This window comes from Lysinibacillus contaminans, assembly GCF_001278945.1.
Lineage (GTDB): Bacteria > Bacillota > Bacilli > Bacillales_A > Planococcaceae > Lysinibacillus > Lysinibacillus contaminans.
The window spans coordinates 227,274-239,814 of sequence record NZ_LGRV01000003.1 but is presented as its reverse complement, the minus strand read 5'-3'; the positions used below and the strand labels follow the sequence as shown (position 1 = coordinate 239,814).

The following is a 12,541-nucleotide window of genomic DNA, read 5'->3' as shown; positions in this document are numbered from 1 at the left end:
TAGAAAATAAATGCTTTTTCGATTAATTATTATGCATTTACCAACATTTATATGAATGTTAGTAAATGACCAAAAGCGCGGTCCACCACTGAATACTCATTCATTTTCTTGTTATCTATGAAAGTTTTAGTGCTCATATCCCTATCGTGAAAAAATATATATATTTTTCTGTTGGCGACTATTTTGGCCCAATCACAGCCGTTGCAAAATTTAAATTAGTAAATGAGCTCGGTGTCAAAAATTCAAAAAGGCTAACAAAGGATGAATCATTCCTAATCTATGTGCAGTCAGTCGTCATAATGTGTTAGTGCTACGTAACGAAAAATATAATGAAATTCAATCGCGCGTCTACTCTAAAGGCAAAATCAATGCCATAATGCACAACCCAGCTTTAGGGCATGGTTTGACGAAAATGGCGCTTCGGAAGAATGACCGTATTTTGGTAGATCAGTTTGCGGAGTGAGGATTGTTTTTGGGGAGGGTTGAGCGACTTGGGCTCGAGGTTGAGCGATTTGAGTCTGAGGTTGAGCGACTTGGGCTCGAAGTTGAGCGACTTGAGACCGTGGTTGAGCGACTTGAGACCGAGGTTGAGCGATTTGAGTCTGAGGTTGAGCGACTTGGGCTCGAGGTTGAGCGATTTGAGTCTGAGGTTGAGCGACTTGGGCTCGAGGTTGAGCGACTTGGGCTCGAGGTTGAGCGACTTGAGACCGTGGTTGAGCGATTTGAGACCGTGGTTGAGCGACTTCAGCTCGAGGTTGAGCGACCCGGTCCCCTAGTTGAGCAGCCTAGACACGAGCTTGTTGATTGCTGATTAACAGGGTATATTCCTTTAGCGTTCCACTATGTGCCTCTACTTCTTGGTGCTGGCATCGAGGACAAATTTCCAACAGGTACCCTGAGTTCATTTTGAAAAAACGGAGTATTCCTCAGGAGAATAGATTACTTAACACAAAAAAACACATCCAAGATTTTTTCTTGGATGCGCTGTACAGATTATATATTCATCAAATAATAGACGCCGACTGCTAAAAATGCGATACATACGACGATTAAAACTTTCGCTAATTTTTCCATCTATCTACACCCCTATGCAATACTTGCCCCAATGACGAACGACAGACCGACTGAAATGGTGAATGAAATGAAACCCACCGAACGATTATCTTTGGCGATTTCTTCATCTACATTAAAACTTGGAGTCATAAATTCAAATAAAAAATATGCCACGATTAATAAAGTGAAACCAAAAAGTCCCCACCCTATCATCTCGCTCAAGGTACTGTGACGAGAAATAGAATAGCGGAAAATATTACAAATCCCTAAAATTTTCCCGCCAGTTGCGAGTGCCACAGCGACGTTGCCTTTTTTTATTTCTTCCCAATTTTTATATTTCGTAACGACTTCGAATAATGCCATCGAGACGACTAAACATAATACAACCACACTAAAATATCCTGCCGTTTCGACAATCGGATAGCGCCAAAAACTAGAATCCAGCACTTTCTCAGTCCCCTTTACAATAATGTTTAAGTATTCGCACCGCTCGCACTCACGTTCCATGCGAACGGTGCAAATACACTTTTCTTATTTACTTCAATTCGACAACTGTTACACCAAAGCCACCTTCGCCCGCTTCCCCAAAACGGAAGGACTTCACACGCTTGTGTTTTTTCAAATAGCTTTGAATTCCTTGGCGTAACGCACCCGTACCGACACCGTGAATGATTGAAACACGACCATAGTTGGCAAGTAAGGCATCATCGATATATTTTTCTGTACGTATTAGTGCATCCTCATAGCGTTCACCACGTAAATCTAATTCTAGTTTCACATGGCTATCACGATTTTTCACACCAGCTACTCGACGGACTGGCTCTTTTTCTGGCTTAATGTATTCTAAATCGCTATCGGCAATTTTCATTTTTAGGATACCCATTTGGACAACCCACTCGGTATCGGAAATTTTTTCAAGCAACGTACCTCGTTGACCATAGCTTAACACCTTTACTTCGTCACCGACAACTAAGTTTTGAGTACGTGCCTTTACTTGTGCTGCTTTTTTCAGCACTTTGTTATTTTCAAGAGGAGCCGCTTCCTCTAAACGTTTGCGTGCTTCTATCAGTTCGTGTTCTTTGACTACCTGATTGGCGTTTTTACGCATTTCACGAAGCTCTGCAATAATTGATTCGGCCTCTGATTTTGCTTCATCGACAATTTTACGAGCTTTTTCTTTCGCTTTCTTTTCGAGGGCCTCTTTGCGCTCATCGTAGGCTTGTAGCTTATTTTGTAATTCTTCACGTAATGCTTCTGATTCTAGAAGTAATGCATGGGAACGTTCAGCGTCATCTTCTGATTGACGGCGAGATTCTTCAAGTGAGGCAATCATCGACTCGACTTCATGACGATCTGTACCTGTGAAATTTTTCGCACGGTCAATGATTGATTCCGGTAAGCCAAGGCGACTTGAAATTTCAAAGGCATTCGAACGTCCTGGGACACCGATCAGTAATCGATAGGTCGGGCTCAATGTTTCAATATCAAACTCAACACTTGCATTCGTGACACCTGGACGATTGTAACCGTATGCCTTCAGCTCAGGATAGTGAGTTGTTGCCATTACGCGAGCGCCTTTACCATGCACCTCGTCTAAAATCGAAATGGCTAGCGCAGCACCCTCTTGTGGGTCCGTTCCTGCACCTAATTCATCAAATAACACGAGTGATTCATGATCAAATTTTTGCAGAATATCTACAATGTTCACCATGTGAGAAGAGAATGTTGAAAGAGATTGCTCAATCGATTGCTCGTCCCCGATATCCGTGAATACTTGTTCAAATACAGCAAGCTCTGAACCATCTAACGCAGGTACTGGTAGACCAGCCTGAGCCATTAATGTGCAAAGGCCGACTGTTTTTAATGCAACCGTTTTACCACCTGTGTTAGGTCCCGTGATCACTACCGCCGTAATGTCCTTCCCAAATTCAATGTCATTTGGGACAGCTGTTTCGATAGGTAGTAGTGGATGGCGTGCGCGCACAAGGCGAATATAGCCATCTTTATTAATTTTCGGCTTCGTGCATTTATTGGCTTGGCCATATTTGCCTTTTGCTAAAATGACGTCAATTTCACCTAGTATTTTCACAAGATTGAAGAGATCTGGTGCGACTTCTTCTACCATGGCACTCAGTGCTAATAAAATGCGCTCAATTTCCGCTTGTTCCTTCATTTTGAGGCGGTGAATTTCGTTATTTGCCTGTACCACTGCATCAGGCTCGATAAACAGTGTTTGGCCTGAAGAAGATTGGTCATGCACAATTCCGCCGTAATGATAACGATATTCCTGTTTAACCGGAATAACATAGCGGTCATTTCGAATTGTGACAATTGCATCTGAGAGCATTTTTGACGCATTACTGCCTCGTGTTAAGCTCTCGAGTTTAGATCGTACTTTAGCTTCTTCCGATCGTAGTGATTGACGGATTGAGCGCAGTGTTTGACTCGCTGAATCCAGCACGCCGCCGTTGTCATCAATACAGTTATTAATTTCATGTTGTAGGCCCGTTAGTACAGGCATTGTTTCCTTTTTTTCGATAAAAAGCGGAATTTCAATCGCTGCTTCTGTCTGGATATCTTCGATGAAATTACGAAGAATGCGGCTTGCACGAATCGTACTCGATACTTCCATTAGTTCCATTGCAGATAGCATCCCACCGATTTGCGCACGTCTTGCTGCTGGACGCACATCGAAAATGCCACCCAATGGTACATTACCCTTAACACGTAAAATGGATAGGCCTTCATCCATTTCATCTAATAATTGCACTACTTTTTCAAAGTCTGTTTGTGGCACAAGTTCGTCAATGGCAGATTTTCCGATAGAAGATGTACAATGCTTTGCCACCTGTAGACGAACTTTATCATATTCTAGTGTTTTCAATGCGCGCTCTGCGATCATCGAGAACACCTCCTCAACCTATTTATTTCGTCGAATGAACGCCTCGAATTGCTCTTGCGTCCATGTATTTACAATCATATCTTTTTTCAACCATGCTTTATTGGCATAACGTACACCTATATCCATAAAGCGTAGTTGGTCAATCGCATGTGCATCTGTGTTGATAGCGACCGGCACACCTGCAGCGACCGCCATTTCCAAATGTTCAACACATAAATCTAAACGATAAGGATTGGCATTTAACTCTAAAATTTTACCATATTCTTTTGCCCATGCAATGAGCTGTTCCATATCAGGATTATAGCCAGCACGGTCCTCAATAATTCGACCAGTTGGATGTGCGATCATATGGACGTATGGATTTTGCATTGCCGTTAGTAGTCTCGCCATAATTTTATCTTGTGATTGCGTAAAACTTGAATGAATTGAAGCAATGACAAAATCTAGCTTACGCAATACATCATCGTTAAAGTCTAACGTGCCATCTGGTAAAATATCCATCTCCGTACCTGCATATAAATGAAAGTCTGGATGCGCTTCGTTAAATGCATCAATCTCCAAGCGTTGCTTCTCAAGTCGCTCTGGTGTTAAACCATTCGCCACTTTTAAATACTGTGAGTGGTCAGTGATAACGCTATAGCGATAGCCACGTTCAATCAGCGCCTCTCCCATTTCAGCTACTGAGTATCCACCGTCAGACCATGTTGTATGCATATGTAGATCCGCCACAATATCCTCTAGCTTCACTAAATCAGCAATTTCTTCGGTACGGTCAAATTCCGTCTTACCTGTCCGCAAACTTGGTGGAATAAACGGTAAATCAAAGTGATTAAAGAATGCCGTTTCATCCGTAAATGTTAAGACAGAGCCGTCTTCTTGCTCGACACCGTATTCACTAATTTTCTCGCCGCGTGCCTTTGCAATTTGGCGCAATCGCACATTATGGTCTTTAGAACCTGTAAAATGATGCAGGGCTGTTGCATATTCCGCATCTTTCACTAAACGGAAATCCACACTCACTGGCTCATCACGGTCTAAAATAACCGAAATTTTCGTATCCCCTGCTGCAACTACCTCTTTTATCACTAGCTCACTTAATAATTTTTCACGCACTGCTTCAACAGCCTCTGTCACGACAATAAAATCGACATCCTTGCTCGTTTCAGCTGCACGGCGGAAACTTCCAGCAACGGAGAAACGCACTACTTCTTCCATACTACGGAGAAGTGCCTCAATTTGTAAAACGACAGGCTCTAATTGCCAAATAGGCAGACGCTCTGAACGATTCGCAAAGTTTGCAAGCTCCTTTAAAATCTTCTCTTCCGTTTTTGCTGCAAAGCCTGCTAACTCGCGTACTTTGCCAGCCTCACACGCAGCCTGTAAGCTCTCCGCCGAATCAATGCCAAGCTCTTGATGAAGTTTCGCGATTTTTTTGCCACCTAACCCTGGTAACTTTAATAATGGCAGTAATCCTTTTGGCACAATTTCTTCTAGCTCTTTTAGTAAGCTCGATTCACCTGTTGCAATTAAATCTTCAATCACCGCTGCAGTACCTTTACCGATACCTTTTAGCTTCGTCACATCATCCATTTCGCTTAAAGAACGCTCGTCCGTTTCAAGTGCTCCCGCTGCTTTGCGGAAAGCCGACACTTTGAACGGATTTTCGCCCTGTAATTCCATATATAACGCAATTTTTTCGAGTGTACGAATAATTGTTTTTTTGTTCATGTGAAAATTCCTCCTATCGTAAAAACACTTCCCTCAGACGCCGAGAGAAGTGTAAAGTTTGCTATTTCACGTAAATATACCACCAATTTTGGAACATCTTCGTAATAATCGGAGTATGCTCCAAAATCAAGCCTGACAACAGTGACTTCGACATTAAATTTTGAATGGGCTCAATTGGTAACAATGCGAACACATAAAGTACAATAAACATCACTAAATAATACTCGATAACCCCTAAAAGCCCTCCAAGTATGCGATTTAGTGATTGCAGTACCGGTAAATACGCGATAAAATCAAAAATCGATGCCACAATTTGTAATGTGAGTTTCACAGCGAAGAAAATCACCGCAAACGCAATAACACGATAAAATGTTCTGTCTAAGTCTAAACTATCAATCACAACCCCAAGACTTCCTGTATCAGTTACGCCCGGATATGGCACCCAAAACACAAATTTCTCTGCCAATGGCTTATAATAAATGTACGCAACAATCAATGCAATCACGTAGCTGACAATATGCATAATTTGCACAATGAAGCCTCGTTTTCCACCAACTATTAGTCCAACCAGTAATACAAATAAAATTATTAAATCTAGCATTCACTTCAACCCTTTAACTTTTTCAATTCTTCTTCTAGTACTTCTACTTGTTCTTTTAATAGCAAATAATCGTGAACCGTATTTGCAGCTGTAAGGACGGCTAATCTTGTACTATCAAGTGATGGATTATGTAGATTAATCTCGCGCATCCGATCATCTACAATCGAAGCAACGAGGCGCATATGTCCTGTTGATTCTGTGCCGACCATTTTATAAGTATGTCCATATATTTCCACAGAAATTTTGTTTTTTTCTTGATTTTCCATAGCCGCACCCTCCAATAAAATCTATTCGCTCACGATTTTAACTGTGAAATGAACAATATTTTTACCATCACATACAAAAAAGCTATTTCTAATCATACCATGAAAGGTATAAAATTGTGAACAATGAGGACAGAAAGGAATGGTTTAATGTCAAATATTGTACTTTTGATACCAACTAACGTGCAAAAAGAGGTGATGTCCTACTATTCTAGTTACTATGTGGAGCGTAAGGCACCTGGTGTGGTGTTTGCTGCCAAACTAACGGATACGTCCATTACGATGTATAAATCGGGCAAGCTGATGTTTCAAGGAGGTGGCGCAGAACGTGAGGCGGCACGGTGGGGTCATGAGCAAAGTACTGCGGTTGCAACAGGTGTAGCTGCGAAGATCGGTGCGAAGGGTGACAAGCTACCAGAGGGCTTCGCGGCAATGTCAGTCCTTGGGTCAGATGAAACTGGCACTGGCGACTACTTTGGCCCAGTCACAGTCGCGGCAGTCTATGTCCCCGCTTCAAAAATCGAACTAGTCAATGAGCTTGGCGTCAAAGATTCGAAAATGCTAACAGATGACTACATGCGCCGCATCGCCCCTGACCTACGTGCAGCATGTGTTAATAGTGTATTAGTGCTACGCAATGAAAAATATAATAAAATTCAAGCGCGTGGCTACTCCCAAGGCAAAATCAAAGCCATGATGCACAATCAAGCTTTGAGACATGTGTTGACGAAAATGGCCCCTGAAAAACCTGATCATATCTTGATAGACCAGTTTGCAGAGCGAGGCGTGTACTATAATTACCTAAAAAATGAGCAAGAGATTGTGCGAGAAAATGTACTTTTTTCTACGAAGGCAGAGCAATTGCATGTAGCCGTTGCGACAGCTTCGATTCTAGCGCGCGCATCATTTTTAAAAGAAATGGATCGTTTGAGTGAAGAAGCTGGTATGGAAATATTGAAAGGTGCTTCGGGCAAGGTGGATATGATGGCTGCCCGTATTTGGAAGCAGCAAGGAGAAGAAAAGTTGCGTTCCATGACAAAGTGGCATTTTGCGAATACAGAAAAAGCTCGGAAATTGATGAAGTGAGAGTTGGGCTGATTTAGTTTGGGGTTGAGCGACTTCGGCTTGACGTTGAGCGACTTTGACTCGAGGTTGAGCGACTCCTAAGTATGCTCAAATGGCAATCACCATTTTACGAACCTACTATAACTTTTGCCAACCTTTTAAATCCTTTGGAGAGGAACTAACACCTGCACAGAGAATTGGAATAGTAGACAGAGCGTACAGTTGGAGAGATATTATTTACAAACGATAAGAAGGGGTAAATGAATGTGTATGGAAGAAGTAATTGAAAAAGCCTTGGAATATGATGGTCCGGTTGAAAGGTATAAACAGAGTGGACTAACTATCATATATCTGTCTAAAGAATTAAAAGAAGATAAAAACATTGTATATCCAGACAATGTTGCCCACTCCTATTTTTCTCCTGTCTCAGATGATTTCATACGGGAAAAAGAAAAGGAGAACAACATTGAGCTTCCAAGTATATACAAAGAATTATTAAAAAGGTGTAATGGTTTTTCTTTAAAATCAGGGTATTTAAATTTTTATGGATTACCTTTGGGGTTATGGAAGGGATTCTCTCAAAAAGAAAAAGCATTTTTTTGTAGTGATGTATTCGAAGTAAATAATTCATCTGCACCCAAGAAAATAACAAATAGATACTTTGTTATTGGCAAGGACTATGCTAATAATAATTGGTTGGGGATTAAGGAGAATAAAATATTCGTTATTAACAAGTATGGTAAGCAGTTAGGTGAAATTGATTTCATTAACGAATGTATAAAAACAATTCAAGAATTTAACTGCAACGCTGATGAAACAATCGGCTGTATTAAGGATTTGTATAAATAGTAGCCTCCTTTGTTGTAATTACGGAGGCTGTCGGTTAATAAGAAGAAAAAAATAAAGCAAAAGCTCAGTTCATATCGGACTGGACTATTTTTTTCTATGGCTGTTTTCTCAAAGATTGTTGCTATTGTACTAAAGGACAGTAAAATGAGTAAAGGATAACACATACTTACTTTGGAAGGTGACCGGATTGATAACCAAAGCTGAAATAATAGAACTACCATATTCGGGGCAATTCAAAGAGAGGATTTATGACATTTCAAATGCGTGGAACTCTCAAGATTGGACTTGGATCAAATTTGAAGATGAGAATTATAATGAATGGTGTGGTCAATTTAGAGGGGCACAACAAGCAGTTGCATTATCTAGTAAGCATAATAAGATTCTAGTTGCTACTTTTGATTATCTATTTCAAATTGATTGTGTAAGTGGCGAAATGACTGATTATGAGCCAACAAACACATATAAAGATTTAACAGTAACACCCTTTGGGGATTTCATAATTGCTGATTATTACCACATTGAAATAATCAGGGGGACAATTCACGATAGGCAACTCTTAGATATTCCGATACAAATGGATATGATTAAATTTAATGGTTGGTCAGGAAATAAGCTATCTATTAGTTGTGAGGAACTGGGAGTCGTGGACAGTAAAGTAGAGTTAGAACTTGATGCAACGACATTCGAAATAAATATTCTTTCTAGGATTTACAAATAATAAAAGCCAGAGTTTAATTTACAAGTACCTATTTTGTAGATTAACTCTGGTTTTTTGTTGTGTTGAACAATATTCTTTATAGAAGCAACAATCTTTGAGAAAACAGCCTTTTTGATATACATTTCACTTTACAATTTAAGCTACAAATTCAGGTTTTGCGATAGGAAACGGAACCCGTTAACCTCAATGAGCCTCCTTTTTCAGTGTTACTTGTTCATCATCCGTGCGAAGATACCTTTTTCAGGGGGTTTTTCTTCGATAACTTGTTCGCGTTGCTCAACTCGCAGACTATTAATAACATTCATAATCGCGTTATTTTGCATTTCTACACGATCGAGCTGTTGCTGGTGCATGGCACTTGGTTCGTTTGCTTTTTCTACTAAATGCTGCATCATCGAGCCCAACTCTTGCTTTAATGTATTATTTTGCGTCATTAATAGCTCGTTTTGTTGACGCTGTGCTTGAATCAATGTCAACAGTTGTTCATTTTGCTGCTCAATCCCATAAACATGCCCAGCAAGTAGCTCCATTGACTGGCATAAATCCTCGTACCTCGCTACCTCTAGCACCGGCTGAGGCGCTACACTTTCCGGTTTAAAACCGGGCGCCACTACAACCTGTGCGGCTTCCTTCAATTTCAAACCACGCTCTTTACTTAATGCGATTAACGCCTTAAAAATATCGACGTCTCGATCGGTAAATTGACGATAATTGCGGTGATCTCGTACTACCACATAGCCACAATCTTCTAAAATCGTAACGTAATTTTTGACAGAGGCTTTGCTAACCTCAACAAGCTCGGCGAAATCTGCCGTCGTATACTTACTACTATTCATAGTTCTACGGTGCTCCTTCATCGTTGCGTATGTATTTGTTCAATTATAGCATTTTTACATCAAAAAAGGTTGCCCTGCATAGCATTAGGCAACCTTTTTATCAAAAATAATTAACGTACTTCTGTGCCTTCGATTGTGGCGATGGCTTTTAGTACTTTATTGTGTGCTGCTACAACTTCTTCGTCCGTTAATGTACGTTCTGGGTCGAAGTATGTTAATGAGAAGGCAACTGATTTTTTACCAGCTTCCATTTTCTCACCTTCGTACACGTCGAATATGCGGATGTCTTTTAGTAGTTTTACGTTAGCTGCGCGAATCACGGATACAACTTCGCCTGCCGCTGTTGCGCGGTCAAGAACAAGTGCGATATCACGAGACATTGCTGGGAAACGTGGCACTGGTGTGTAACCAAGAGGTGCTTCGTTCGCTGATGCTGCAAGTAATGCTACTAAGTTCATTTCCATTACGTATGTGTCTTTTACGCCCCAAGCTTTTTGCTCTGCTGGGTGTAAGCCTCCGATAATGCCGACTTTTTCGCCGTCAAGTAAAATACTTGCTGTACGGCCTGGGTGTAAGCCGTCAACTTCTGCTTTGACGAATGATAAACGCTCGCCTAAGCCCAGTTTACCAACAAGACCTTCTACAATGCCTTTTAACACGAAGAAGTCTACTGCTTTGTGCTCGCCTTGCCAAGCGTGATCTACCCATTTACCTGTTAACACAGCTGCAACATGCTCTTCCTCGACCGGTTGACCTTCAGCTGATTGGCCTAAGAATACAGAACCCACCTCATAAAGTGCAACACTGTCAGCTTTACGTGCTACGTTGTATGCTGCCGCTTCGATTAAATGCGGTACCAAACTTTGACGTAATGTTGAGCGGTCTTCACTCATTGGCATTAGTAAGCGAGTAACAGGCTCCGTTTTCAGTGCAAAGCGTTGAGATAAGCTTTCCGACGTTAAGGAGTAAGTTACTGCTTGATAAAGTCCAGCACCTTCCATGAAGTTACGCACAACGCGGCGTTTTTCTTGGTAAGGTGTAAGACGACCCACTTGCGCGCCTTCTGGTAAAGTCATCGGGATTTCATCGTAGCCGTGAAGACGTGCGATTTCTTCCACGATATCTTCTTCAATTTTAATATCTTGACGACGTGTTGGTACGTCGATAATTAACAGACCGTTCGCCGCTTCTACGTCGAATTTCAAACGATCTAAAATTGTTAACATTTCTTCTAAAGAAATTTTCATACCAAGACGTTCGTTGATGAAGTCAGGTGACACAACGACGCGTGCTGGTGTTTTATCTAATTCGTCTACGATACAAGTACCTTCTAGCACTTCGCCGCCAGCTAGTTCAGCTAGTAATGCCGCTGCACGTTCAGCTGCTGGTACAACACGGTTTGGATCAACGCCTTTTTCAAAACGAGCAGATGCGTCAGAACGAAGACCTAAATCACGTGAAGTTTGGCGTACTGTTAAACCGTCAAAGTAAGCAGATTCAATGACTACAGTTGTCGTTTTTTCTGTTACTTCTGAGTTAGCACCACCCATAATACCTGCGATTGCTACTGGCTCTTTACCATTAGTAATGACTAAATCAGACGCTTTTAATGTGCGTTCTTGGTCATCCAAAGTTGTAATTGTTTCGCCTTCCGTTGCTTTGCGGATAACGATTTCACCTGTTGCAAGGCTATCGTAATCGAAAGCATGAAGCGGTTGGCCGTATTCCATTAAAACGTAGTTCGTAACGTCTACTACATTATTATGCGGACGTACGCCAGCTGCCATTAAACGGTGTTGTAACCACATTGGTGATTCAGTGATTTTCACGTTTTTCACAACTTTTGCTACGTACATTGGATTCGCTTGTAAATCTTCCACGCGAAGTTTTAATACATCCTCCGCTTTTTCAGAAGATGTCTTATATGAAATCTCTGGGTACTTTACTTCTTCAGAAAGAATCGCACCCACTTCGTATGCTACACCTAACATAGATAGAGCATCAGAGCGGTTCGGTGTTAAACCAAGCTCTAACACTGTATCGCGTAAGCCTAAAAGTGCAAGTGCATCAGAACCTGGCTCTGCATCTGCAGGTAATACATAAATACCCTCTGCATAAGCTTTCGGTACAAGCTTGCCTTCGATTCCTAACTCTTGTAATGAACAAATCATACCGTTTGACTCATGGCCACGTAGTTTTGCTTTTTTAATTTTGATGCCGCCTGGTAAATGTGCGCCTGGACGGGCTACTATTACTTTTTGGCCGACATCGACATTTGGTGCGCCACAAATAATTTGTTGTGGCTCAGCTTCCCCAACGTCCACTTGGCAAATATTTAATTTATCTGCTTCAGGGTGTTTTTCTTTCGATACGACATGACCGACTACAACTTTATCCATACCGCTTGCACGATCGATTACTGCATCTACTTCAATCCCAGAGCGCGTAATTTTTTCTGCTAGAACTTCAGGTGCTAAGTCCTGAGTACTTACATAATCTTTTAACCATTCTAATGAAACTAACATG

The 12,541-nt window shown here is 41.3% G+C and carries 11 protein-coding genes; 4 read left to right on the top strand and 7 right to left on the bottom strand.

Annotated features, from left to right (window positions below; genetic code table 11):
* Positions 1-472 precede the first annotated feature (472 nt).
* On the top strand, positions 473-811 hold the full coding sequence (locus AEA09_RS03545; protein ID WP_053582535.1) for a hypothetical protein: 339 nt from the start codon (positions 473-475) through the stop codon (positions 809-811).
* Between the two features lie 275 nt (positions 812-1,086).
* Here the strand turns inward: AEA09_RS03545 and AEA09_RS03540 are convergent, their stop codons facing one another.
* The 5 genes from AEA09_RS03540 to zapA all read right to left on the bottom strand — a co-directional run bounded on the left by AEA09_RS03540 (position 1,087) and on the right by zapA (position 6,550).
* A complete protein-coding gene (locus AEA09_RS03540) occupies positions 1,087-1,500 on the bottom strand; it encodes a DUF350 domain-containing protein (protein WP_053582534.1) in 414 nt (137 codons plus the stop codon).
* An 88-nt stretch (positions 1,501-1,588) separates the two neighbouring features.
* Positions 1,589-3,955 (bottom strand): endonuclease MutS2, encoded by a 2,367-nt coding sequence (locus AEA09_RS03535; RefSeq protein ID WP_053582533.1) that lies wholly within the window; start codon positions 3,953-3,955, stop codon positions 1,589-1,591.
* 18 nt (positions 3,956-3,973) lie between these two features.
* On the bottom strand, positions 3,974-5,683 hold the full coding sequence (gene polX, locus AEA09_RS03530; RefSeq protein WP_053582532.1) for a DNA polymerase/3'-5' exonuclease PolX: 1,710 nt from the start codon (positions 5,681-5,683) through the stop codon (positions 3,974-3,976).
* A 61-nt stretch (positions 5,684-5,744) separates the two neighbouring features.
* Positions 5,745-6,284 (bottom strand): CvpA family protein, encoded by a 540-nt coding sequence (locus AEA09_RS03525; protein WP_053582531.1) that lies wholly within the window; start codon positions 6,282-6,284, stop codon positions 5,745-5,747.
* A gap of 5 nt (positions 6,285-6,289) precedes the next feature.
* Positions 6,290-6,550 (bottom strand): cell division protein ZapA, encoded by a 261-nt coding sequence (gene zapA, locus AEA09_RS03520; protein WP_053582530.1) that lies wholly within the window; start codon positions 6,548-6,550, stop codon positions 6,290-6,292.
* A gap of 147 nt (positions 6,551-6,697) precedes the next feature.
* On the opposite strand from zapA, the gene rnhC reads away from it, so the two are divergent.
* From rnhC to AEA09_RS03505, 3 genes are all read left to right on the top strand, one after another.
* Positions 6,698-7,633: a ribonuclease HIII gene (gene rnhC / locus AEA09_RS03515; protein ID WP_053582529.1), complete on the top strand. Its 936-nt coding sequence runs from the start codon at positions 6,698-6,700 to the stop codon at positions 7,631-7,633.
* Between the two features lie 249 nt (positions 7,634-7,882).
* Positions 7,883-8,461, top strand: coding sequence for an SMI1/KNR4 family protein (locus tag AEA09_RS03510; RefSeq protein ID WP_162212715.1), 579 nt, complete (start codon positions 7,883-7,885; stop codon positions 8,459-8,461).
* Between the two features lie 187 nt (positions 8,462-8,648).
* Complete coding sequence (locus AEA09_RS03505) at positions 8,649-9,179, top strand: hypothetical protein (protein ID WP_053582527.1); 531 nt, start codon at positions 8,649-8,651, stop codon at positions 9,177-9,179.
* Positions 9,180-9,385: 206 nt separating this feature from the next.
* Here the strand turns inward: AEA09_RS03505 and AEA09_RS03500 are convergent, their stop codons facing one another.
* Both AEA09_RS03500 and pheT read right to left on the bottom strand, forming a co-directional pair.
* On the bottom strand, positions 9,386-10,015 hold the full coding sequence (locus AEA09_RS03500; RefSeq protein ID WP_053582526.1) for a MerR family transcriptional regulator: 630 nt from the start codon (positions 10,013-10,015) through the stop codon (positions 9,386-9,388).
* A gap of 110 nt (positions 10,016-10,125) precedes the next feature.
* A complete protein-coding gene (gene pheT / locus AEA09_RS03495; RefSeq protein ID WP_053582525.1) occupies positions 10,126-12,540 on the bottom strand; it encodes a phenylalanine--tRNA ligase subunit beta in 2,415 nt (804 codons plus the stop codon).
* Position 12,541 lies beyond the last annotated feature (1 nt).

Excerpts from the sequence above, each read along its gene's own strand:
- AEA09_RS03535 (WP_053582533.1), bottom strand. The coding sequence starts at position 3,955 with ATGATCGCAGAGCGCGCATTGAAAACACTAGAATATGATAAAGTTCGT.
- polX (WP_053582532.1), bottom strand. The coding sequence starts at position 5,683 with ATGAACAAAAAAACAATTATTCGTACACTCGAAAAAATTGCGTTATAT.
- AEA09_RS03525 (WP_053582531.1), bottom strand. The coding sequence starts at position 6,284 with ATGCTAGATTTAATAATTTTATTTGTATTACTGGTTGGACTAATAGTT.
- zapA (WP_053582530.1), bottom strand. The coding sequence starts at position 6,550 with ATGGAAAATCAAGAAAAAAACAAAATTTCTGTGGAAATATATGGACAT.
- rnhC (WP_053582529.1), top strand. The coding sequence starts at position 6,698 with ATGTCAAATATTGTACTTTTGATACCAACTAACGTGCAAAAAGAGGTG.
- AEA09_RS03510 (WP_162212715.1), top strand. The coding sequence starts at position 7,883 with ATGGAAGAAGTAATTGAAAAAGCCTTGGAATATGATGGTCCGGTTGAA.
- AEA09_RS03500 (WP_053582526.1), bottom strand. The coding sequence starts at position 10,015 with ATGAATAGTAGTAAGTATACGACGGCAGATTTCGCCGAGCTTGTTGAG.
- pheT (WP_053582525.1), bottom strand. The coding sequence starts at position 12,540 with ATGTTAGTTTCATTAGAATGGTTAAAAGATTATGTAAGTACTCAGGAC.